21 protein-coding genes and 1 pseudogene are annotated in these 23,168 nt (G+C 62.4%); 10 read left to right on the forward strand and 12 right to left on the reverse strand.

Annotated features, from left to right (window positions below; all coding sequences use genetic code 11):
* Positions 1-227 precede the first annotated feature (227 nt).
* Both HDG39_RS21280 and HDG39_RS21285 read left to right on the forward strand, forming a co-directional pair.
* Positions 228-1,175: a polyphosphate kinase 2 family protein gene (locus tag HDG39_RS21280; protein WP_184008592.1), complete on the forward strand. Its 948-nt coding sequence runs from the start codon at positions 228-230 to the stop codon at positions 1,173-1,175.
* A 45-nt stretch (positions 1,176-1,220) separates the two neighbouring features.
* Positions 1,221-3,974: an HAD-IC family P-type ATPase gene (locus HDG39_RS21285; protein WP_184008347.1), complete on the forward strand. Its 2,754-nt coding sequence runs from the start codon at positions 1,221-1,223 to the stop codon at positions 3,972-3,974.
* A 20-nt stretch (positions 3,975-3,994) separates the two neighbouring features.
* Here the strand turns inward: HDG39_RS21285 and HDG39_RS21290 are convergent, their stop codons facing one another.
* Positions 3,995-4,804 carry a class I SAM-dependent methyltransferase gene (locus HDG39_RS21290; RefSeq protein WP_184008349.1) on the reverse strand — a complete coding sequence of 270 codons (810 nt, stop codon included), beginning with the start codon at positions 4,802-4,804 and terminating at the stop codon, positions 3,995-3,997.
* Between the two features lie 518 nt (positions 4,805-5,322).
* Here HDG39_RS21290 and HDG39_RS21295 point away from each other — a divergent pair.
* The 3 genes from HDG39_RS21295 (at position 5,323) to HDG39_RS21305 (ending at position 8,034) form a co-directional block, all read left to right on the forward strand.
* Positions 5,323-5,748 carry a ribbon-helix-helix domain-containing protein gene (locus HDG39_RS21295; protein WP_018420777.1) on the forward strand — a complete coding sequence of 142 codons (426 nt, stop codon included), beginning with the start codon at positions 5,323-5,325 and terminating at the stop codon, positions 5,746-5,748.
* A 46-nt stretch (positions 5,749-5,794) separates the two neighbouring features.
* A complete protein-coding gene (locus tag HDG39_RS21300; protein WP_184008351.1) occupies positions 5,795-6,892 on the forward strand; it encodes an extracellular catalytic domain type 1 short-chain-length polyhydroxyalkanoate depolymerase in 1,098 nt (365 codons plus the stop codon).
* A gap of 410 nt (positions 6,893-7,302) precedes the next feature.
* On the forward strand, positions 7,303-8,034 hold the full coding sequence (locus HDG39_RS21305; protein ID WP_184008353.1) for an alpha/beta fold hydrolase: 732 nt from the start codon (positions 7,303-7,305) through the stop codon (positions 8,032-8,034).
* A 238-nt stretch (positions 8,035-8,272) separates the two neighbouring features.
* Here the strand turns inward: HDG39_RS21305 and HDG39_RS21310 are convergent, their stop codons facing one another.
* Both HDG39_RS21310 and HDG39_RS21315 read right to left on the reverse strand, forming a co-directional pair.
* On the reverse strand, positions 8,273-9,136 hold the full coding sequence (locus HDG39_RS21310) for a class I SAM-dependent methyltransferase (protein WP_184008355.1): 864 nt from the start codon (positions 9,134-9,136) through the stop codon (positions 8,273-8,275).
* Between the two features lie 95 nt (positions 9,137-9,231).
* Entirely contained in the window at positions 9,232-10,125 is an 894-nt protein-coding gene (locus HDG39_RS21315) for an NAD(P)/FAD-dependent oxidoreductase (protein ID WP_184008357.1), read from the reverse strand.
* A gap of 285 nt (positions 10,126-10,410) precedes the next feature.
* Between HDG39_RS21315 and HDG39_RS21320 the strand changes: the two genes are divergently transcribed.
* From HDG39_RS21320 to HDG39_RS21330, 3 genes and pseudogenes are all read left to right on the forward strand, one after another.
* Positions 10,411-11,043 (forward strand): TetR/AcrR family transcriptional regulator, encoded by a 633-nt coding sequence (locus HDG39_RS21320; RefSeq protein WP_018421953.1) that lies wholly within the window; start codon positions 10,411-10,413, stop codon positions 11,041-11,043.
* A pseudogene (locus HDG39_RS21325) lies at positions 11,031-11,152 on the forward strand (IS5/IS1182 family transposase); the annotation flags it as partial. The gene HDG39_RS21320 and the pseudogene HDG39_RS21325, both read left to right, overlap by 13 nt.
* 735 nt (positions 11,153-11,887) lie before the next feature.
* Positions 11,888-12,811 (forward strand): proline dehydrogenase family protein, encoded by a 924-nt coding sequence (locus tag HDG39_RS21330; RefSeq protein WP_184008359.1) that lies wholly within the window; start codon positions 11,888-11,890, stop codon positions 12,809-12,811.
* A gap of 375 nt (positions 12,812-13,186) precedes the next feature.
* On the opposite strand, the gene HDG39_RS21335 is transcribed toward HDG39_RS21330, so the two are convergent.
* The gene (locus HDG39_RS21335) at positions 13,187-13,822 is read right to left on the reverse strand and encodes a glutathione binding-like protein (protein ID WP_184008361.1); all 636 of its coding nucleotides are present in this window, start codon (positions 13,820-13,822) and stop codon (positions 13,187-13,189) included.
* A 138-nt stretch (positions 13,823-13,960) separates the two neighbouring features.
* Between HDG39_RS21335 and HDG39_RS21340 the strand changes: the two genes are divergently transcribed.
* A complete protein-coding gene (locus tag HDG39_RS21340) occupies positions 13,961-14,350 on the forward strand; it encodes a winged helix-turn-helix transcriptional regulator (RefSeq protein WP_184008363.1) in 390 nt (129 codons plus the stop codon).
* 249 nt (positions 14,351-14,599) lie between these two features.
* Here the strand turns inward: HDG39_RS21340 and HDG39_RS21345 are convergent, their stop codons facing one another.
* Positions 14,600-15,427, reverse strand: a complete 828-nt coding sequence (locus tag HDG39_RS21345; protein ID WP_184008365.1) for an SDR family oxidoreductase — start codon at positions 15,425-15,427, stop codon at positions 14,600-14,602.
* Positions 15,428-15,564: 137 nt separating this feature from the next.
* On the opposite strand from HDG39_RS21345, the gene HDG39_RS21350 reads away from it, so the two are divergent.
* Positions 15,565-16,443 carry a LysR family transcriptional regulator gene (locus HDG39_RS21350; RefSeq protein ID WP_184008367.1) on the forward strand — a complete coding sequence of 293 codons (879 nt, stop codon included), beginning with the start codon at positions 15,565-15,567 and terminating at the stop codon, positions 16,441-16,443.
* Between the two features lie 415 nt (positions 16,444-16,858).
* Here HDG39_RS21350 and mdcH read toward each other — a convergent pair whose 3' ends face one another.
* From mdcH to mdcA, 7 genes are read right to left on the reverse strand one after another with little or no spacing between them, the layout of a single operon-like run.
* Positions 16,859-17,791, reverse strand: a complete 933-nt coding sequence (mdcH, locus tag HDG39_RS21355) for a malonate decarboxylase subunit epsilon (protein WP_184008369.1) — start codon at positions 17,789-17,791, stop codon at positions 16,859-16,861.
* On the reverse strand, positions 17,791-18,489 hold the full coding sequence (locus tag HDG39_RS21360) for a malonate decarboxylase holo-ACP synthase (protein WP_184008594.1): 699 nt from the start codon (positions 18,487-18,489) through the stop codon (positions 17,791-17,793). Before HDG39_RS21360 ends, mdcH begins: the two co-directional genes overlap by 1 nt.
* Positions 18,489-19,310, reverse strand: coding sequence for a biotin-independent malonate decarboxylase subunit gamma (gene mdcE / locus HDG39_RS21365; protein ID WP_184008371.1), 822 nt, complete (start codon positions 19,308-19,310; stop codon positions 18,489-18,491). The genes HDG39_RS21360 and mdcE overlap by 1 nt, the downstream gene beginning before the upstream one ends.
* Positions 19,307-20,191, reverse strand: a complete 885-nt coding sequence (locus tag HDG39_RS21370; protein ID WP_184008373.1) for a biotin-independent malonate decarboxylase subunit beta — start codon at positions 20,189-20,191, stop codon at positions 19,307-19,309. The genes mdcE and HDG39_RS21370 overlap by 4 nt, the downstream gene beginning before the upstream one ends.
* Positions 20,188-20,511 (reverse strand): malonate decarboxylase subunit delta, encoded by a 324-nt coding sequence (locus HDG39_RS21375; protein WP_184008375.1) that lies wholly within the window; start codon positions 20,509-20,511, stop codon positions 20,188-20,190. Before HDG39_RS21375 ends, HDG39_RS21370 begins: the two co-directional genes overlap by 4 nt.
* 5 nt (positions 20,512-20,516) lie before the next feature.
* The gene (locus HDG39_RS21380) at positions 20,517-21,482 is read right to left on the reverse strand and encodes a triphosphoribosyl-dephospho-CoA synthase (RefSeq protein WP_184008377.1); all 966 of its coding nucleotides are present in this window, start codon (positions 21,480-21,482) and stop codon (positions 20,517-20,519) included.
* 2 nt (positions 21,483-21,484) lie between these two features.
* Positions 21,485-23,155 carry a malonate decarboxylase subunit alpha gene (mdcA, locus tag HDG39_RS21385; RefSeq protein WP_184008378.1) on the reverse strand — a complete coding sequence of 557 codons (1,671 nt, stop codon included), beginning with the start codon at positions 23,153-23,155 and terminating at the stop codon, positions 21,485-21,487.
* Positions 23,156-23,168: the final 13 nt, after the last annotated feature.

Raw genomic sequence — 23,168 nt, forward strand, 5'->3', positions numbered from 1 at the left:
TGGGTCGACCGGGCCGACAGGCTGTGATCGACCGGCTCGGCTGTCCGGAACGTTGCAGCGTTGAGACGTGTGTTTCCCGTCGCTACGCGGGTGCGCAGCGTCGTTGCCGATGAGCACGTTTCCGTCTGCGTGACCTATTATCAGAAAGAGTTGTGAACAGTACGACTGCGGTTGCGATGCAATCCGCGAATCGTGCAAGTGAATGCAGATGCCGTGGAGAAAGAGCGATGGTTCGCACGGAAATACTCAACGCGCTGCGGGGATACACCGATCCGTTCCGCGTCACCAGCGGCAAAGATTTCTTCCTGAAGGATTTCGATCCCGGCGAGACGCTGGGACTCAGAATGCATAAGGAAGAGGCGCAGCAACTACTCCAGCGCGGGTCGAAATGGCTCGCGATGGAGCAGGAAATCCTCTACGCGCAGGATTCCTGGTCCGTGCTGCTGGTGTTCCAGGCCATGGACGCCGCGGGAAAGGACGGGACGATCAAGCATGTGATGTCGCGCGTCAATCCGCAGGGGTGCGATGTCATCTCGTTCAAGCAGCCGTCGGATGAGGAACTCTCCCACGACTTCCTTTGGCGCTATTCCAGGAAAGTGCCCGAGCGCGGGCACATCGGCATTTTCAACCGCTCGTATTATGAAGAGGTGCTGGTGGTGCGCGTGCATCAGCACTTACTCCATGCGCAGAAGATCCCGCCGCTACGGGTCGGCAACAACATATGGGACGAGCGGCTCGCCGACATCGCGCGCTTCGAGGACTATCTGACGCGCCAGGGCGTGGTCATTCTCAAGTTCTATCTGAACCTGTCGTACGGGGAGCAGAAGAGGCGATTCATGGATCGCCTCGACAATCCCGACAAGCACTGGAAGTTTTCCGCCGCCGACGTTCGCGAGCGTCGCTACTGGAACGACTATATGCACGCCTATGAAGTGGCGATCCGCGCGACGGCCTCCGAAGCGGCTCCATGGTTCGTCGTGCCCGCCGACAACAAACCTTTCACGCGCCTCATCGTCGCGGCCGCGATCGTCGAGGCCGTCGAGAAGCTCGACCTCGAATATCCGAAAGCCACGCGAGAGCACATGAAGGATCTCGCCGCCGCGAGGGAGGAACTCGACGCTGAAGCGGTGGACGCGACGAGACCCGATCAACCCGGGGACGATCCAGACCATTGAGAGCGGCCCCCTGACCCGAAATCACTGGAACCGGGAGACACGAGGATGAGCTCAGTTGAGAGTGCGACGCCGTGGCATGCGATGCCGGCCGGTGACATCGAACGGCAGTTCAACGTCGATCCCGCGCAGGGCCTCGATGCATCGGAAGCGACCGGGCGGCTGGCCACCTATGGGCCGAACCGCCTCCCGCAGGGCAAGAAGAGGGGGCCGGTCGTACGCTTCCTGATGCAGCTTCACAACGTTCTGATCTACGTGCTGCTCGCGGCCGGTTTCGTCAAGTTCATGATGGGCCTGTGGCTCGATGGCTCGGTCATTCTGGCCGTCGTCATCCTCAACTCGCTGCTCGGCTTCCTGCAGGAAGGACGCGCCGAGAAGGCGCTCGACTCGATTCGCAACATGCTGTCCGCGGAAGCGCGCGTTATGCGTGGCGGAGCGGTTCGCTTGATCCCCGCCGAGGAACTCGTTCCTGGCGACATCGTGCTACTGGAATCGGGCGACAAAGTCCCGGCGGACATGCGTCTGGTCGACGCCAGGAACCTGCGCACGGAAGAAGCAGCTCTCACAGGGGAATCCCTCCCGGCCGAGAAGGGCACCGCGCCGGTACCCGCCAAAGCCACGGTCGGCGACCGCGAGAACATGGCGTTCTGCGGCACGATGGTCTTGTCGGGCCGGGCAACCGGCGTCGTGGTGACGACCGGGAGCCAGACGGAACTCGGCCGGATCAACCAGATGCTCGCCGAGGTCAGCGTGCTCGAGACGCCGCTGCTGCGCCAGATCAAGAAGTTCGGCTACGTCATCACGGCAGTGATCGCCGTTGTCAGCGTGCTGCTGTTCTCCTGGGGGCACTGGCTCGGACACATGACTTTCGTTCAGCTGTTCCAGGCCATCGTGGGGATTGCGGTATCGGTCATCCCGGAAGGCCTGCCGGCGCTCATCACCATCACGCTCGCCATCGGCGTGCAGCGCATGGCCCAGCGCAACGCCATTATTCGCCGCCTGCCGGCGGTCGAAACACTGGGCGCCGTCTCGCGCATCTGCTCGGATAAAACGGGCACGCTGACCCTGATGGAGATGATGGTGACCTCCGCCGTAACGGCCGAAGCGGCCTATGCCGTTACGGGCGACGGCTACGCCAGCGAAGGAGAGGTCAGCGCCGATGGCAAGCCGCTCGGCGCCGCGCCGGACGTGCTCAAGCTGATGGGCCGCGTGTCGCTATTGTGCAACGACGCCGAGCTCTTCGAGGAAGATGGAAAATGGAAAGTGGAGGGCGACCCGACCGAGGGCGCGCTCTATCCGTTCGCTTCCAAGCTGGGCATGGACCGCGCCGCCGAGACGGCCGCCGCGCCGAGGATCGACGCGATCCCCTTCGAGTCCGAGCACAAGTTCATGGCGACGCTGAACCGTTCGGCGGACGGCGAGATGCTGCTGGTCAAGGGCGCGCCGGAGGTGATTCTCGACCACTGCGACCGGCAGCAGACGGCGCAAGGCCCGGCGCCGCTCGATCGCGAGCACTTCGCGAGGGAGGGCGACCGGCTCGCCGCGCAAGGCGAGCGCGTGCTCGGGCTCGCGTGGCTGTCGGACCCGGGCCTGCGTACGGGCGGCCTCGGGCCGCAGGACCTGCCGCGTAGCCTCGTACTGCTCGGCCTCGTGGGCCTGATGGACCCGCCGCGCAAAGAGGCGATCGACGCCGTGCGCGAATGCCACGGCGGCGGCATCCGCGTGACGATGATCACGGGCGACCACAAGATCACGGCGGCTGCGATCGCAAGAATGCTGGGCATCGGCGACGGCAAGACCGCCGTGTCCGGCACCGAGATCGAGGCGATGAACGATGCGGCGCTGCAGGAATGCGTGCGCGGCGTCGACGTGTTCGCGCGCGCGAGTCCCGAGCACAAGCTCCGGCTCGTCAAGGCGATCCAGGCGAATCGGCAGATCGTCGCGATGACGGGCGACGGCGTCAACGATGCGCCGGCGCTCAAGAAAGCCGACATCGGTGTCGCGATGGGGATCAAGGGCACCGAGGTGACGAAGGAGGCGGCGGGTATGATCCTCGCCGACGACAATTTCGCGTCGATCACTGCGGCGGTGAAGGAAGGGCGCACGGTCTACAACAACATCGAGAAAGCGATGCTGTTCATGCTGCCGACCAATGTCGCGCAAGGCGCGGTGATCGCGGTGGCGATCCTGTTCGCCTTCACGCTGCCGATCACGGCGCCGCAGATCCTGTGGGTCAACATGGTTACTTCCGTCGCGCTCGGCCTGACCATTTCGTTCGAGCCGCACGAGGCAGACGTGATGCGCCGCTCGCCACGCGCAATCGACCGGCCGATCGTCACGAGCTTCGGCATCTGGCGCATCCTGTTCGTCGGCGCGGCGCTCGTGCTCTATACGCTATCGACGTTCTTCTGGATGAAGTCGCAAGGGGCGTCGGATCAGATGGCGCGCACGGCCGCAGTCAACGCCATTACGTTGGGCCAGGTTTTCTATCTGCTCAACATCCGGTATCTGCTCGATTCGTCGCTGTCCGTGCGCGCCCATATAGGCAATCGCTATCTCTGGTACGGAATAGCCGGCGTCGTGGTCTTGCAGCTTTTGTTCACCTATACGTTCCCGTTCCATGCCATTTTCCAAACTGAGGCTCTTCCCTTGTCGGCGTGGGGGTGGCTCATCGGTGGTGGCGTCCTGTTTTTCCTCGTGGTGGAGATCGAGAAGCTTGTGTTCCGGCTCACCCCCGCATTGAGAGGATTTGTGACGTCGCAACAGGAGGGCGCGGCCTTGCGCAATGATGCCGCGAGGTAGGCGGCCCTGGCGGCCGCCTGCTACATTTCATGCACGCGGCGGAGGATGAAAAACAGATTAGCCGAGACTGCATTCACGATCGGTATCCGCTCGAAAGGCCGGTTCAGCTTCATGCCGATATTGGCCAGGGCGTTGAGCGCTCCGCCGCCCTTTATGCCTTTTGCGAAGGTGGGAAAGACCTGATGATAGCCGCATTCTTCCAGTACGAATCCCGACCTGAGAAACAGGCGCTTCGCGTCGCTGAGACTGTACAGCCGGTTATGGCCCGTGTACTTCTTCATGACTCTGCACGCGTTTTCGGTCACCGATAAGCGGTTAGGTAAAAATGTGATTATCAGCAAACCGTCGTCTTTCAGCACGCGCCATAGCTCATCGAGGCTCTTTTGCTCGCGGGCCACGTGCTCGAGTACACCGCTTCCGATCACCACATCGAATTGATTGTCTTCGTAGGGCAGCAGAAATTCATGATCGAGCGATGCGAAAGATAACCCGGCGTACTCATGGAATTCCGCGAATTGCCCATCCTTGCAGATGTCGCAGCCATATATATCGATGTCATGGTAGAGCGTGCGAAGCATGCACGAATCTGGGGCGTGCCGGCATCCCCAGTCGAGCACTTTCATGCCACGCTTGATATACGGTGCGTAAATTTCGAACGCGCGCACGTGGCGATCGAGACTCGCGTTGTTGGCAATGACCGATTGCACGTAGTCCCGGTATTCACCATCGCTACGATGTGCAATGTAGTCCTCGCAAAGCTTGGCATAAGTCGCCTTGACCTGCTGCAATTCATTGCTCGGGATCGTTTCAGTGTCGATGGGTTTATGCATATCTCCCTCATGGCGGTGCGAACGATACGACGAATTTCAGGCTCTACCGGGCCAGTATGCTGGTAATCCTTGGTCCATGTTGAGCTCTGCGCAATCCGTTTCCGCAGTACCGGCTTTCGCTGCCCGAGTGACATCGGGGTTGAGAGGTTCGCGGGATGTTGACTACTCCGATTTTGAGCGCTGATGGACTGCGTTTGGCGAGACCTGCGGCATGAACTACCTGGATAAAGTCGCGATAGTGAACGGGTTCAAGTTTTGAAGGATAGCAGTTGAATTTGTCAAAACTGGTCGGGGAACCTCTCCATTTCGCGCCTTATTCTGATGGTTTTGCGCCTTGACGCTCATCCGTTGTGTTCGAGCGAACATCAGTGCCGACCGACCGGCGGTAGCGCTCTATCTAGCCCGCACGCGACCAGCGATGCGGCGACCCAGAAGGCGTCTCGACCCCAAATTTTTATGTTGCGGCGCATCTAAAACCATCCTATAACCATCCACATGGATGGTGAAAGGATGGTGCAATGAAGAAACCCGCGGTATTGGACACCCCCCGCTCGAAAGGCGGCGACTCGGAAAAAATCACGATCAACCTCGGACCCGTCGACCTCGGGCAGATCGACCTGCTGGTTGAAGAAGGCTTCTATGCGAACCGGACCGACCTGATCCGAACGGCGATTCGCAACCAGCTCGCGCTACATGCGCGGGTCGTCCAGGAAACGGTTGCGCGTCGTTCACTCGTGCTCGGGCTGCAGCATTTCTCCAGGCAGGATCTCGAGGCGATTCGAGCCGCGCGCGAGCGTCTCAACATTCAGGTCTTGGGATTGGCCAGCATTGCCGCCGATGTCTCCCCGGAACTCGCGCTCGCGACTATCGAAAGCGTCGTGGTGCTGGGAGCCTTTCACGCTTCGCCCGCAGTCAAGACGGCGCTTGCCGGCAGAATCCACTAGCCGCGCGAGGCCCACCCCCCTCAACACCGGTAATCGGACGAATGTGATGAAACTCGACGAAGGCTTTCTGAACTCAATGCACGAAGCGATGACTTTGCTGCGTACCCGCGGCGTTGCCGAAGCGACAGAAGCGATACAACGCGCACTGCGAGGGGAAAGCGCCGGTGCAGTGAACGAAACTGCGTCGCGGGACAAGACGCCAGAGCCCGTTGTCTTCCCGTTTGCAAAGACAAAGGAAGCGACCGCGCACAAGGCGCGAGAAGACTGCCTTGACGTGGAGGAACGAGGACATTTCATCACGCTTGCGTATGCGAATGCCGCCGGTCGCCGTCAATATCGGCTGTATGTGCCGGCGGGGGGCGCCGGCGAGCCGCTGCCACTGATTGTGATGCTGCACGGCTGCACGCAGGACGCCGACGATTTCGCAGCAGGCACGCAGATGAACGCGCTTGCCGAGCGGCATCGATGTCTCGTAGCTTATCCGGTGCAACCGCAGCAGGCGAATCCGTCGAAGTGCTGGAACTGGTTCAAACCTGACGATCAGCATCGCGAGCGCGGCGAGCCGTCGCTGATCGCCGGCATCACGCGCGAAATCATCTCGGCCCACAACGTCGATCCTGCGCGCGTGTACGTCGCGGGGATGTCCGCGGGGGGCGCGATGGCGGCGATCATGATCGCCGAGTATCCCGAACTGTATGCCGCGGTCGGCGTGCATTCCGGTCTTCCGGCACGGTGCGCGCACAATTTACCCTCCGCGCTCGCGGCGATGAAAGGCGGCAAGCACCCCCGAAACGCACGGCGCGTGCAAGGCGATACAGACTTGTCACCGAGACGGCCCATGATTGTCTTTCATGGTGACGCGGATGCCACCGTTCACGTAGCGAATGCCACGCGGCTCGTGCAGAGGTTCGACGCACGGCCGGACGCCGGCAGCGAACGGCGTCGGGTCGACGCGGGCCGACGCGCCTGTACCGTCTCGCGGCTGGTTTCCGGCGACGGTATCGACGCCGAGTTGTGGACCATTCATGGCGCAGGGCACGCTTGGGCAGGCGGCAATGCACGAGGCAGTTATACGGACGCTACTGGTCCGGATGCGAGTGCCGAAATGCTGCGCTTCTTTCTTGATCATCCGCAACGACAATAGTGCAGGCCTCTCTTGTGGTTACTATGATTGCGACGGAGTGGCGTCCGCTGTGCATGTAGAGCAAGTCCGCTTGCTCAACTGCATAAAAGGCTGCCCGATGAATCACTTCCGGGGCGAATCCTCGGCGGCAGGTCGGCGAAGCCGGATTTGCGCCGCAATCAACGTACGGCGGGTTGCCATTCAATTGGAGACGTCCACGCGTGTTCGTCCATCGTCAACAACGGGTCGCGTGTCGCCGATCGCGGCCTTGCGAAGTTCGAGCGATGTGTGCCGATTGCATGAGGTAGTCATCGGCCACAAACAGACAGTCGACACGGTGATCAAAACCGTTGACAATTTCCTCAACGGCTCGCCACTCGTCGCATCGAGATGCCGGCCCAACGACTTCAAACAGTTCCCGTCTAACAAGCATGAGCAACGTTCCTCCTGTCGTTTTCGTTCACGGCTTCATCGGTACGCTCGACGTCACCGGCTACGAGTTGCCGCATGCCGCGCCCGATCTGCTTGGGTACGGCGAGCACCAAATCGTTCCGTTCAATGCCATATCCCTACCGGGCCAAGTCGAGCATCTGCGAGCGTTCGTGGATGCCCGTTTTGGAAGCAAACCAGTTGACGTGGTTGGTCATTCCGTTGGTGGTGCGATCGCTATGTTGTTCGCTCGGACTTACCCTGGGTACATCCGCAGGATCGTCAATGTCGAAGGGAATTTCACGTTGGAGGATGCGTTCTGGTCCGCGTCGGTAGGACGGATGAACCAGAGCGAGGCTGACGCCATGCTGGCAGATTTTCGTGCTGACCCACTAGCCTGGATTAGCGGTTCCGTTACTACATCTGCGCCGTATGTCGGCGAGATCGCCGCCCGGTGGCTTGCTCATCAGCCAGCATCCACTCTCCGCGCAATGGGTCAATCTGTAGTCACGACGACAGGAAAAGATGATTACCTAAGATTGCTCGAGCAGGTCTTCGATCGGCATCCGGTGTATTTGCTGTCCGGTGAGCACTCCCGCAAAGGCTGGAACGTACCTGACTGGGCATCGAAAAAATGCGCAGGAGATTACACAATTGCCAACAGCGGCCATCTGATGATGCTCGACAACGATGTCGAATTTTCAGCAGCGATCAAGCGATTCTTGGCAGAATAGGTCGGCTGCTGCGGATAACGTGTGGCGACAGTCGCTGCGACGTGACAGGCACAGTGCGGCCACAAACTGCCGGTCACATGCGCCGCCGGAAGGCCGCTCAGGCGTCGGCTCTGCTTCGCAACCGGCCATCTGATTGTCGCAAGGCGAGCGCTCGTTCAGCGGCCAGAAGGGACATCAATCTGGCCGGCCAAAGACGCCCTGTTCCACCGAGCGGAGGCATCTCCCCTGTGAATCCCTGTCAGCTTGCCGGATTTCGTGCCATGACGACCCATGCCGCGCCGTTGATCATCACCGACCCCTCGCCGGGGAGGCTCGCGAAGGCGGCACGAACTGCGGCGGAGGCACGGGCGCGGATGTCGTCGGGCTGACCAGCGAGCGCACGCGACAGCGGGCCGACCTCAAGCGTCATCCTCACTGCGTCGTCGATCGCCGCGTCCCGCGTTTCGCCCTCGCCGAATGGGACGGCCGCGTCGAAGGGCGAGATAACGATTTCGGTGAAACCGGCCGCCGTCAGGATGCGCGCCACGTGCTCCCGGTCGCCGAACGAAAACGGGCCGGGCGCTTCGGGATCGGGGAGCGCGCTCGGCGGGACGATGTCCTTGAGCGCGCCCACCGGCAGTCGCATACAATCGTTCTCGGCCGCACCGCGCCAGCAGACGAAAGCGACCCGGCCGCCCGGCCGGAGCGCGCGTCGCATATGGGCGAACGCCGCTGTCGGATCGGGGAAAAACATCACGCCGAAACGCGAGAACAGAATGTCGAACGCGCCTTCGGGCAGCTCTGCGCTGCTGGCGTCGGCCACCTGAAACAGGGCCGGCGTATCGTGGCGCGCAAGCGCGCGCGCTCGATCGATCAGCGGTTCGGATATGTCCACGCCCAGCACTTGGCCCCCCGCGCCGACGCGAGCGGCCAGAGCCAGACTTGACGCACCCGCGCCGCAGCCGATGTCCAGCACGCGCTCACCCGTCGCGGGCGCGGCGGCTTCGATCGCGGCCTGGCCGAACACCGCCACCAGAGCGTCGAGCCGGGCCTGGTTGGCGACCCAGCGCTCCCCGCTTTGACCATTCCAGTCACCCACCTGATCAGCACTTTGCTTTGCCATGTCATCTCCTTGACTCGACGATCCGCCTTTCGCCGCCTCGATTTACGCCAACCTTTTCGAAGGCGACGACGCAACAAGAGCAGGGATCTGTGCTCTCAAACCACCATCGACTGCTGGGCGAAGATACCCGCCATCGCGCCCTGCGATGAAGCCTGGGTGACCGAGGGCAAGAAGGGCGTGGCGAGGTCGCCAGCGGCGTAGATGCCGGGCATGCTGGTTTGGCGGCGCTCGTCGACTTTGAGGACGATGCCGGTGGGCGTATCGACCGTGGCGAGGCCCAGTGATTCATGCAGGCGTGCGGACGGCTTGTTGCGCGGATGGGCGAACAGGACGTCGACCGCGACATTGCGGCGGGTATCGAGATTGACGGTGTTGATATGGCCCTTGTGATGGGCGATCTCGACGATCCGGCCATCGACGACAGGTATGTTGCGACGCGCCAGATCGACTTGGATATCGGGCGCAATGTCATGACCATCGGCGAAGACAGTCAGCTTGTCCGTCCAATCGCGGAACAGCCTGGCAGACTGGTGCGACTGCGGGCTGGACCAGACGAGGCCCCAATGCTGGCCGGCGACTTCAAAGCCGTCGCAATAGGGGCAGGGCACGATGGACGTGCCCCAGCTTTCGGCAAAGCCCGGAACATCAGGCATCTGGTCGGCGACGCCATAGCTCAGGATCAGGCGGTGCGCCCTCAGGCTTTCGTTATCGTCAGTGACGACGCAGAAATCGTCGATGGCGCCAGACACGCTCTCGGCCCGGGCATTGACCAGCCTGATCGTTGGATAGCGCGTCAACTGCTGCCGCGCCTCGATCAGGATGTCCAGCGGTGGCTTGTGATCGTGGCCGAGCAAGCCATGCGAGTGGCCTGCAAAGCGGTTGCGCGGCCGGCCGGTATCGAGAACCGTGACCTTGCGGCGGGCACGGCCGAGCTGCAGGGCGGCGGCGAGGCCGGCAAAGCTGCCGCCGATGATGATGACGTCATCCATGGTGATGGGCTCCGTGTTGTGATTGGAGGGGTGGGCTGGGCGTGGTGTGCAATATCGTCCAGCGATACGCGCTTGAGACGGTCAGCGAGTAGGGCTTCGGCATTGGCGAGAAAGTTGCTGATGGCTGTATTGATCGGCCCCACAATCCCGCATTCGATATCGCCAGGCGCCCCGGGGAAACCTGATTTGGGCAACTGGTTGAAACCTATCCTTGGCTTGCACATTTAAGATACTGCGTGGTATCGTAGTGCAAGAATTTGAATACTGTCAAGTACTGGAATTGTTGTGACCGAAAACAGCCAGAGCCGGCGCGGCCGGCCCGCCAACGAGGCGCTTCGCCAAACGATCGTCGACGCCGCCTGCGAACTCTTTGTGGAATTGGGTTTTCAAGCGACGACCATGGACAAGGTCGCGCAGCGGGCGAAGATATCCAAGCTCAGCATCTATCGGCACTTCGAGAACAAGGAGGCGCTGTTCAGCGCGGCCATGGTGGCCCACTGCCATCAATTTGCACCCCAGGCCCTTTCTGAAAGCGTCGACGGTTCAGCCGAAGATCAGCTCATGGCGGTGGGATCATCCCTGCTTCGCACGCTGTTGAGCCCGGACGTCCGCAGTGTCGAAGCCATGGTTTTGGCCGACAAGACGAATCAAAAGTCGTTAAGCAAGCTCCATTACGAAGCCGGGCCCGCCCATGTCATCGCCCAAATCGAGGCCGTGTTGCGTCAGTTGCACGCGAAAGCGATTCTGAACGTACCCGATGCTCTCCGATCCGCCCGCTTGTTTGCCGCGCTTTTCAAAGGATCCGATCTTCTGCTTGTCGCACGCTTCGATGAGGCGAGAGCAGAGGATGACAACGAAATCGAATCCTATTGCCGGTCGGCCGTCGCCATGTTCATCGCCGCGCACGGTGGCATCTAAAGGTGCGCTATCGCGGCTTGATGAAGAACCCGCAGAGTTGCACACGCTGTTCGCTCTAAGCAATCTGTGGATGACGCGCGAACGACTGATGCGCGAGGCCGCTGCATGAGCGCAAAAGCCGCCCGCGCGGGCAGGCAATCGGCGCCTTCCTTATGCCGAACGTAGCGCTGCATTCGAGCCAGGTGCCGCACCGCTTCCACCGCATCGGCCCTATGTGGATGGCTCAGTGCGGCAAAACGAGTTCTGAACACCATCCCTAACCTTGCGGGCGCTTCCTTTCGATCTGGTGAACGACAAGCTGATTGCTTATAGAGAAATCAAACTTAAGTTCGAGAGCAATTCGAGGGTCGAGCAAGACGTCATCCTTGCACGGCGTAAGCCGCCTCACCAACTCACGGGTCTAAGCGTCCGCAGAGGCCGATGACTTGTCCCCCAGGCGACGGCACGGAAATGACCGTTCCACTCCGATACCTACCCTTAGAACAGAGACTGCTCGACCGGCTGCAACGGGTCGGTTTCTGCCGATAGTCGTCAAGCAGAGGTCGACCAATATCGTTCACCGGTTCACGACCAGCTCCTTCTCTCGTGCTACGATCGCGGAGCCTGAGTGAAGTAACGAAAGCAGGCCTTGATCCGCCCCACGGTTAACCGTATAAACCTCCATTCGAACAATGCACGCAGCTGCCTGGCCTCCCTCGAAAATGCACTGAAAGCCTGTGTCGATGCGGTAATTGCATCGACGCTGGCGTTCGTCCCGGGCCTGTGAACAACAGGCCGGTGATGTCGCTCGAATCGAATTTCTTGCCTCTAGATTCGTGCGATTGCATTTTCATGAGACCACAACATGCGTATTTTCAATACGATGGCGGCTCGCGCCATCCCGCTCGTTCCTCGTGCACTGATCCGTAAGATTTCTCGCCGCTACATTGCCGGCGAAACGCTAGTCGACGCCCTCGCGCGCATCCACGCGCTCGACGCAAAAGGCTTCCGAACAACCATCGACGTCCTAGGCGAGACTGCGTCCTCTTTGGATCAGGCAGAGTCGATGACTCGCGATTATCTCGATCTCGTTCAGGCGCTCGGTGCGGAAAATATGCGCACCGAGTTGTCGATAAAGTTGACCGCGCTGGGGCTGCATCTCGACGAAAACGCGTGCCTGGCGCGTGTCTCGAAGATTTTGCGGGCGGCGGCGCCGCACGGAATCAGCGCGTGCATCGACATGGAGGACGTCAGTTGCACCCAGAAAACGCTCGACGCATTCTGCAGGCTCGAATCCGAGGGGTATCCAGTCGGTATCGCACTACAGGCATATTTGACGCGGACGAACACGGACATTGTCTCGCTGCAGGCACGAAAGAGCTCAATGCGCATTTGCAAGGGAATTTATGCAGAGGCAAACGAGCATCTCGTGGACGGCGCATCGAGAGACCGTGCTGCGATCAATACCCACTTCGTTCGGCTCGTTTCGAGCTCAATACAGGCGGGGGCATTCGTAGGTATTGCAACGCACGATGCTCAATTGATAGATGCGCTGATCGATTGGCTGCAACGCGAGCGGATTGACAGGTCACGATTCGAGTTCCAGATGCTACTAGGGGTATGCGAACCGCTGCGCGACGGTCTGCTTGCGCAAGGTTTCAACGTGCGCGTCTATGTGCCATACGGTCTTGACTGGTATGGCTACAGCACCCGACGAATCAAGGAGAATCCGCGCATTGCGGGATATATCGTGGCGACGATGATAGGTAGCGCTCGAGCGGGGTGGTAGTTACGGCAGAGTGAGCGGAGCGGGACCGACCAAATCGTTGATCCCGCTTCGATGTTAATCGAGGATGACCGTAAAGCCCCGGCCCGCCGCTAGCGCGGTCTATGTTTCGAACGGCCACTTTCGATAAGTCCGGACGGCCGTTGTGGGGTCGTTCACTGTCCTCCGTCGTCGCCGGTAACGGTTGTCGGTGTAGAGAACAACAATTACGAGGACCAAGGGCAGCGTAACGCGAAGACTCTGATGCAGATCCTCGGCGGCGACGCAATCCAGCCTTGAACGCCAGCAGGCAGCAGGAGGTCCGCTAGATGATTTTCAATTTACGACCTGCGTCTGCCGAAAGAAGGGGTCGACCGATAACTCATCCGGCATCACGCTTCAATTGTCTAGAAATCCCTCTTCACTCAGGACGCGCTGGACCGTTGACCTATCCCTGACACGTTCGTACCAAGCCTGCAGGTGACGGTGCAAACTGAAGTCAATGTTCACGTTGTACACGGACTGCATCCATGTGGCCTTACCCCAGCCCGTTAGCGCGAACAGATAGGCGTCGGCGATGGTGAAAACGTCTCCCATTAGAAACTGCTTCCCAGCGAGCTGCTGATTAATCCACTCGTACCTGCTTTCGAGCTTTGGCCTAGCGGTATCGACCCATCTGCCCGCCGCGACAGCATAGAGCAATGGGATGAAGCCTTTATGAACTTCAGAAGTCAGAAAATTGAGCCATTCAAGCATCCGGTAGCGTTCTCTCGTGCCGTGGGCGGGTGCCAATCCCGACTCGGGGCGCTGATCGGCAAGATACTGCGCGATGACAGGTCCTTCACGCAGAAACGTACCATCGTCTAGCTGCAAGAGCGGTACGTATCCCAGTTCGGCAAGATCGTAGTAGCTAGTTCCGTCATCCAATAAATGCTTACGGGCATTGACCTTGATGATTTCCGTATTCAACCCGGTTTCCTGCAAGACGATGCAAATCGCTTGTGAGCAACTACCGGGTGCGTGATATAGCTTCATGCGTTTTTCCTCATGACCGAAAACATGTACCGCCACGTTTGTGGGGCGGAAACTAATATCGCCCATCGAGGATAAAAAGAGAAGAAGGCAGAATTTTGTGGTATAGGTACAAAAAATATACTTAAGCGGGAAAAAGCAATGAAGATAAGCGCAACAGCGTGTTCAGTTGAAGAGGCAATGCGCTTGCTGGGTGGTCGCTGGCGCCTGCTGCTGGTGTCATATTTGCTGAATGGGCCAAAGCGGTTCAACGATCTGCGCAGGGATGTCCCGGGAATATCGCAGCGCATGTTGACGCTTGATTTGCGTGCACTCGAACAGGTCGGCCTGGTCCAACGGACAGTGTTCGCCGAAGTGCCGGTAAAGGTGGAGTACCAACTCACCGAGGATGGGCAGCGGCTAAAGCCTGTCGTCGACGTCATGCGCGACTTTGGACTTTGGCTTAAGACCCGCCCTGAACTGGAACCTGAAAGTCCAGCGCTCGAATCTCTCAAGGAGACACAAGCAGTTGCGCCTCCGAACAGTGCTTGATTTCCGAACGTCCGTTGTTGGCAGAGGCGAGGCGCTGCTCAGGGTCGGAAGCCGGCGTAAATGGCACGCGGGATTCGGAGGGCACTTGCGTGTCGATCTGGGGCGATCGCGTCAACTACGGACCGGCCACATCTGCTCCCTTGGTTGACGAAGTGTTCGGCTGTTCGAATCTCTTCATCCCTCGGAAGTCATCCTTCAGAAACGTCGCTTGCGCTACGTTCCGGGGCCATCGAGTGGCTCGCCATCTGGCTATCCACGCTCCATCACCGACAACGCGATCTCCTTCTGCGCCTCGAGACTCGCGAGTTGCTTTGTCAGCGACGCACGTATCGATTCGTACGCAGACTTGCCCAGCGCAAGCCGTAGCGGAGGGGACGGGCTGTCGATCGCAGTGATCATTGCGTCGACAGTTTTCGCCGCATCCGCAAAATCGAAATAGCCAGCGTCGAGTGCGCACCGGATTTCACCGACGGGCGTGTCGTCGTACACGCGCATCGGCGCCGCGCGATCGAGACCCGCGCCAAAGTTGGTGCGCGTAGGACCGGGCTCCATGATCACGAAGTCGATGCCGAACGGTCCGACTTCTTGCGCGGCAGCTTCGACGAAACCCTCGATTCCCCATTTCGTCGCGTGATAAATGCTAAAAGCCGGATAGCCGATTCGGCCGCCTTCCGACGACACCTGCACGATCCGTCCGCCGCCCTGTTTCCGCAGACGCGGAATGACCGCGCGTATCAACTGGATCGACCCGGTCAGATTCGTCTCGATCTGCCGTGCAATTTGGGTGTCGTCGAGCTCTTCGGCCGCGCCGAACAGCCCGTAGCCCGCGTTGCTGACGACGACGTCGATGCGCGCGAGCGCAGCAAATGCCCGCGCTACAGCGGCTCTGATTGCATCGACGTTCGTCAGGTCGCAAGTGACGACCTCCAGTCGGTCGCCGTGTTGCTTGCGCAGATCGTCCAATGCGCCGGGCCTGCGCAGCGTCGCGACAACGCCGTCGCCGCGTGCCAGCAGCTTCTCCGTCAGCCCACGCCCCAGTCCGCTCGATGCGCCCGTGATCAGCCAGTTCTTCGTCATGCTCATGCTCCGTTGGAAGGATCAGGAGTTCATGCTAGAACAATGGAATTCGTCGGAGAAGCTAGGCCGATCGGCATGACGTGTTGAAGGAAGTTCACCAATGGGCAAACCGACTCTCAACGACTTTGCAGGCGTTCATGGTCGTAGCCGCGCGGCGGAGCTTCGTGCAGGCCGCAGGCGAACTGGGCGTGTCGCGTTCGGCGCTGAGCCATGCGATGCGCGGACTCGAGAACGATCTGGATGTGCGCTTGCTGCACCGGACCACGCGCAGCGTATCCCTGACAGAAGCGGGGGAGCGTTTGCTTGCACGTCTGCGCCCTGTGCTGAGCGATCTCGATCACGTGCTCGACGATGTCGCGCGGGAAGATGAGGCGCTTCGCGGCACGCTGCGCATCAATGGAAGCGACGGGGCGATCCGTCAACTGCTCCAGACTGTCGTGCCGCGCTTTCTGGCGATGTATCCGCAGATGGAGCTGGATCTCGTCTCGGACGGACGTTTCGTCGATATCGTCGCGGAAGGCTTTGATGCAGGCGTAAGGCTCGGTGAAGCGGTACCCAGGGACATGATCGCGGTACGGGTCAGCGAGGATTCACGCTTTGTTGCAGTGGCGTCGCCGCGTTATCTGCGCAAGCATGGCCGGCCTGCCGTGCCGGACGAATTGCAGGCCCATCGCTGCGTCCGGCAACGTCTGCCCAGTGGCAAACGCTATCGATGGGAGTTTGCGCGTCACGGTCAGGCCTTCACGATAGATCCGCCCGGCGCGCTCACGATGGACAGCAATACGTTGATGATCGAAGCGGCACTGGGGGGACTCGGTATTGCATACGTACCCGAGCCGTATGCACGCGACGCGATGGCACGCAAGCGGCTCGTTGCGGTGCTCAGTGATTGGTGCCCGCTCATTCCCGGACTGTTTCTCTATTTTCCCGGAAGCCGACATATTCCCGCCGGGTTGCGGGCATTCATCGAGCTGGTGCGGCAACTGCCCGGCAGCGTGTCCGAGCCGTCGAGGTAGCTTCTGCGAATCAGCAGCTTCGCACGGCCTTTGATGCGACCGTTAGCTGAACTCGAGCTCAAGTCGTAACTGGATTGAAAACAGTCATGACGGTGGTCGCCATCGAACGACCTGATCGGGCAGACCAGCGCGGACTGCCTCGGGCAGCGGGCGGCCATTTTCTGCCGTTCGGCTACGCGCCGGCGCTGACGCTCCAAGTCATGCGCTGCCGAGGCGCAAGGTGCAACACAGGCTGCGACTCGGCGTCGGAATGACCGCTTTGCGCAGCCACGGATGTCGCATTGAGGTCGGGAAGACTCATTCCACATCGGTGAGAGCGACCATTCGCCGACGCCGGCTTGCGAGAGCGGCGTCTGGCCGAAGCTCCCAGACGCCCCTGGCCCAGCCGCATTCGCACACCGCAAAGCACACCCCGTCAGCCACGCTCCAACCGCCTGCGTACCGTCCCCACCAACCTGTCAAACGGCAATGTACTCGCAGCCAACGCACTGACCTCAGAAAAATTCTCCCTCACGATATCTGTCAACACCTGCCCCGGCGGCGCCTCGACCAGCACCTGCGCGCCCATTTCCTGCATCACGGTCAGCGCATCGAACCAGCGCACGGTGTAACGCATATTGGTCGCAAGATCCTCGCGAATCGCATCGGCCGTATATAACGGGCGTCCACCGCGATTGCCGATATAAACACCGCGCGGTCTTTCAACATGCAACGTGCGCGAGTACGCCAGCAGTTCGTCGCTCGCACGCGCGAGCAATTCGCAATGCGAGGGCACGCTGACCGCGAGCCGCGTGGCCTTACGCGCGCCGGCCGCGAGCGCGCGTTCGATGAACCCGTCGAGCGCATCGTCCGCGCCGGCCATCACGATCTGGCGCGGCGCATTGACGTTGCCGATATACACGCGTTGCCGTTGCTCCGCGGCCTGCTGTGCAACGAGCGTTTCCGCCTGCTGCTCGCTCAAGCCGGAGACGGCCGCGAGACCATAGCCCGCCGGATAAGCGGTTTCCATCAGCTCGGCGCGTCGCTGCACCATCTTCAGCGCGTCGCGGAACGCCACCGCGCCACAACTGACCGCCGCCGCATACGCGCCGATCGACAGTCCCGCGCTGATCTCCGCCACCAATCCTTCATCGGCGAGCGCGCGCATGATCGCGACGCCCGCGACGGTCAAGCCCAGTTGCACCGCGACCGTCGAATCGAAAGCGTCGGATGAGTCGAGCGTCAGCACGTCGATGCCAAGTGTGTCGGAGGCTTCAGCGACCGTGTCCTGTACCGCGCGATGCTGCGGCAGTCGATGCAAAAAGCCTTCGCTCTGCGCACCCTGGCCGGGGAACAGAAGCGCGAGCATCAGGCAATGCCATTGTGAGCAACCGCCGACCACGGATCGGCGATCAAGCGGGGGCCGCTCGCATCGCGGGCAAGCACGCGCGCCTTGCCCGCGGCCCATTCCGCGAGCGCCACGCCACCCGCGGGCGTTTCGAGTTGCGCATCGATGCGGATACCGATATGCGCCGCGAGCGTTTGCAGTTGCTCCAGCAAAGCACTCGCGACATTCAGCGCCAGCGGTTGCGGCACGCGGATCAACAGATCGAGGTCGCTCGTTTCGTTGACAGTCGGCACGTGCGTCGCCAGTTCAAAGCCGGTGCTGCCAATAGGTCCCCAAGCGAATCCACCAAGCGGACCGCCCGAATCACGTTGCAACGAGAGCAGTGCAACGAACGAGGGCAATGCATCACGTCCAGCATCGGCTTGCGTCTGCGCGAGCGATTCCGGCGACACGGCACCGACGATATCGTCCGCATGCACCCATGTGCCGTAGCGTTGCGCTCGCTTCGCACCGCGTACGCCGATCGCGACGAAACCATCAGCGGCGAACGCGCGCCGGACGACCGCATACGGCGCGCGTTCGAACGCGTCGCGAACCCACGCTGGTTCGTCATCGGGCGAGTCCAGCCGCCGCAAGTGCAGCAGATCATGCGGCCGCCACCGCGTGTCGCACGACATGGCGTGCACGGTGGAGAAGGGCGCAGCCGCACACACGCGCATCACACGGCATCCCATTGTTCGGCAAGACGCCGCCGCACCTCGATCGACGCCGCGCGAGTCTGCCGCGCCGCCGCCGATTCCAGCCGACGCGCGAGCGTACGATCCCCCTCGCGCGCGCTGCGAATCTGCTCGACCAGCACCGTGCGCACGCGCTCGATCTGTGCCGCGTCGGGCGCGTCCGCGTCGATGCCTTCGATCAACTGATCGAGCAGCCCCAGCTTCGCGAACGACGTCATCGAATACGACATCGGCACGATCGTGTCGCCGAGTTCGTCGAGTTCTTCGACCGTGCGGCGCGTGACGCGCGCGGCCGCTTCCTTGCCCATCGCGTGGACCATCGTGCCGGGCGCGTCGAGCGCGACGATGCGGTTCGCCTGATAGCCGTGCGCGAGGAACGCGCCGGACATCGCCGGACCGACGATCAGCGCGATCACCGGATGGCCGGCGTCGCGCGCGCTCGCATAGGCGTCGACGGCGGCCGCGCAGGCGAGGTGAATGCCGAGCATTTCCTCGCGATAGCCGTACGCCTGGCTCTTCACGTCGACGATGGCGACGATCGGGCGCCGCGTGCCGGCGTCCACACCCGCATCCGCTTCGATCGCTTCGCGCACCGCGCGCGCGAGTTGCCAGCCTTGTTCGAGCCCGACCACGTTGGTGGTCGCGCGCGGAAAACGGTTCGCGGGATCGGGCACGACCGTGATGAAGCGCGCGGTGTCGCCGCCGAGCGGCGCATCGCCGCTCCAGACGGGCGCCGCGCGCGACGATTCGCCGGCAAGTGCATTGAACCAGCGCGCGCCGCGCGTGAGTGTCGTATCGTTCATGCCTGCTCCCTGTTCGACGCATCGCGCCCTTGCGGGTTGTACACATCACGCAGCGTCTCGGGCGTGACGCTCGCCGGATCGATCCGCGCGAGCCTCTGCAAGAACGTGTCGACCTGCTCGCTGCGATGCGTGGACGGCACGCCTTGCGCAAACGCGGCGCGTACGGCGGCGCGCACGGCCTCGGCATCGTCGTCGACGAGCGTGTCCGCGAGCGCGCTCGCGACGCGCTGCTCGCCGCCGATCAGTTGCCATACGCGGCGGCGATCGCTCGCATCGAGTTCTTCGATACCGGCTTCCTGCTCGATCACTTCAGGTCCGTTCATGCCGAGCCGTCCCTGCTTCGTCACGATCAGATACGAGCACAGCGCGGCCGCGAGCGACATGCCGCCAAAGCAGCCGACCATGCCGGCGATCACGCCGACCACCGGCACGCGCCGGCGCAGCGCGACGATCGCCGCCTGAATCTCGGCGATGACCGCAAGCCCAAGGTTCGCTTCCTGAAGCCGCACGCCGCCGGTCTCGAACAGCACGACCGGGCGCACGAGCTTGCCACGTTCGCAGTCGCGTAGCGCCATCTCGAGCGCTGCGGCGATCTTGCTGCCCGACACTTCGCCGATGCTGCCGCCCTGGAACGCCGATTCGATCGCGGCGACTACGGCCGGTTCGCCGTCGATCGTGCCGCGCGCGATCACGCAGCCGTCGTCGGCCTGGCAGACGATGCCCTGCAAGGGCAGCCACGGGGACTCGATGCGATCGAACGGTCCGAGCAGTTCGCGGAAGCTGCCCGCGTCGAGCAGCGAGCGGGCGCGCTCGCGCGCGGGCAGTTCGATGAAGCTTTCGCGCAGCAGCGGCGCGCTATGTACGCTGGCGCTCGTGCTCATACGCTGTCTCCTTCCCCGGCCGCTTCGACGGCTTCGGCGAGCCGCAACGCGACCACGCCCGGCGTCGCGCCGAAGTCGTTGATCTCGATGTGCACGGCGCCGTCGTAGCGCGTGAAGAAGCGGTCGAACACGCTCTTCCAGATGTGGCTATAGCCGTCGACGCTGGTGCGCACCACCACGTGCGCGGCGAGCGCCGAACCGCCCGGATCGGCGGCAGCAGGCGACAGCAGCACTTCCAGATCGCCCGAGCCGACCACGCCGACGTGCGCGCGGGTCGTGACGGCGCGTTGCGCCGGATAGTCGAAGGTCAGATGTTCCATGAGGCTCAGCTCCGGCTGGCGTCGCGATGCGCCAGCATGTCGAGAAAGAGGGTGGCGGCGAGCAGATCGGCCGCGCCGCCCGGCGATGCGTTCAGCGACAGCAGTTCGCGTTCGAGCGCGTCGAGCGCGACGCGGCCCGCGACTGTCGAACTGCCGCCCGCGTCGAGCACGCGCCGCGCGCCGCGCTGCCCCGCCTGCAAGCCGGCGAGTCCCGCGCGATGCAGCAGGCAGGTATCGTCGAGCCTGCTCATGATCGCGAGCAACGCATCGATGCGCGCGGCGTTTTCGTCGAGGCCGCGCGCGCGGGCCGCGTGCAATGCCGGCAGGCCGACGTCGAGCGCGTGCGGAAAGCCATCCTGCGCTTCGCGCCGCGCGCCGCCGACCTGATAGCGTCGACGCGCGCGTTCGCCGTGGCTATCGGACGAAGCGGCGAAGCGATCCGGGAAGCAGGCGATCTGCGCGGCCAGCGTGCAGACGCGCGAGGTATCGAGATGGTTGGGATCGCCATGTTTGTGCGCACGCATGCAGGAACTCGAAGCCGTTTCGAGCGCGACGCCCGCAACCAGCAAGCCGATGATCCAGATCGCGCCGCGATGCGCATTGCTCCCTCCCGTCGCCTGCATCATGTCCTGTTCGCCCGCGCGGCCGATCTGCGCGAGCTCGGCGCGCAGCAGCGCCGAGGGTTCGCCGCGGCGACGCGCCGTGCGCGCCAGCGCCGCGAAGGTCGGTTCGAGCGCGTGCGCGGAGCGCCGCATGATCGCGAGATCGAGGTCGCGATGCGCGCCGCTGCCGCGCCGGTCGACGAGCGCGGGCTTCGGCGTGAGCTCCGCCTCGTCGATCAGCGCGATGATCGCGTCGCGCGCGAGTTGGGCGTCGGAAAACAGCGCGACCGGCGACCTGCCACATGCATCGTGTAGGACCGAAACATGCGGCGCGTCCAACCGTTCAGGAAGAACAGCAGCGGACGCCATCGTCACCAGCTCCGGAAGCGCGCGGGCGGCGCGTACAGTCCGCCCGACCACGTGACCAGATCGTCGATGCTGCGCGCCGCGAGCAGCGAACGCTTCGCTTCGCCGCGCCGGATGCCCAGATCTTCCGGATACGCGACGATGCCGCGCCGGCGCAATTCCGCGGTTTTCTCGGGCTTCGCGCGCAGACCGATCGGCGTGACACCGGCCACTGCCGCGACCGCCGCGCGCCGCTCGTCGATGCCTTCGGCCTTGTGCAGATGCGCGATGCCTTCCTCGGTGACCACATGGCTCACGTCGTCGCCGTAGATCATCACCGGCGCGATCGGCATGCCGTTTTTCGCGCCGACCGCGACCGCGTCGAGTTCATCGACGAAGGTGGGCTCGCCGCCTTTCTTGTACGTTTCCGCGAGTTGCACGACGAGCTTCTGGCCACGCGACACCGCGCCGTCGCCCTTCAACAGCTTCAGCCACGCTTCGCTCGAATGACGCCGGCCGCGCGGATCGTGGCCCATGTTCGGCGCGCCGCCAAAACCGGCGAGGCGTCCGCGCGTGACCGTCGACGAATTCGCGTCCGCATCGATCTGCAGCGTCGAGCCGATGAACAGGTCGACGCCGTATTGCCCGGCCAACTGACACAGCACGCGGTTCGAGCGCAGGCTGCCGTCGTTGCCGGTGAAGAACACATCGGGGCGCGCCTCGATATACGCTTCCATGCCGACCTCGCTGCCGAAGCAATGGATGCTGTCGACCCAGCCCGATTCGATCGCGGGGATCATCGTCGGGTGCGGATTGAGTGTCCAGTTGCGGCAGATTCTGCCCTTGAGACCGAGCGATTCGCCGTAGGTGGGCAGCAACAGTTCGATCGCCGCGGTATCGAAGCCGATGCCGTGATTCAGCGACGTGACGCCATACGGCTCGTAGATGCCGCGTATCACCATCATCGCGGTCAGCACCTGCAAGTCGCCGATATGGCGCGGATCGCGCGTGAACAGCGGCTCGACCGCGAACGGACGGTCCGCCTGCACGACCACGTCGACCCACGAGCCCGGAATGTCGACGCGCGGCAATTCGTCGACGATCTCGTTGACCTGCACGATCACGATGCCGTGACGGAACGCGGCGGCCTCGGCGATCGTCGGCGTGTCCTCGGTATTCGGGCCGGTGTACAAATTGCCGTGACGGTCGGCCTTGTCCGCGCACAGCAGTGCAACGTGCGGCGTCAGGTCCACGAACATGCGCGCATACAACTCGACATACGTATAGATCGCGCCGATTTCGAGCTGGCTGTCTTCGAGCAGTTGCGCGACGCGCAGACTCTGCGGCCCTGCGAACGAGAAATCGACCTTGTGCGCGATGCCGCGCTCGAACAGCGTCAGGTGCTCAGGACGGCTGATGCTCGAAATCAGCAGATGCACGTCGTGCAGCTTGTGCGGATCGACCCTGGCGAGCGAGCGCGACAGGAAGTCGGCCTGCTTCTGGTTGTCGCCTTCGAGCGCGACGCGCTCGCCGGGCTGGATCAGCGTTTCGAGCGCATCGACGATGCGGTGCGTGGGCAGCACGCCGTCTTCGAGCCACGGCGCGATGGCCGCGAGGCGGCGGTTCTTTTCGTCGCGCCGGGTCGTCCACGAGCGGGCAGTGGACCGCGATGCGGCGGCTTCGGCGGAGTGGTTCATCGGCTCGGTCATC

It is taken from the genome of Paraburkholderia lebeckiae (assembly GCF_014201005.1).
Taxonomy (GTDB): domain Bacteria; phylum Pseudomonadota; class Gammaproteobacteria; order Burkholderiales; family Burkholderiaceae; genus Paraburkholderia; species Paraburkholderia tuberum.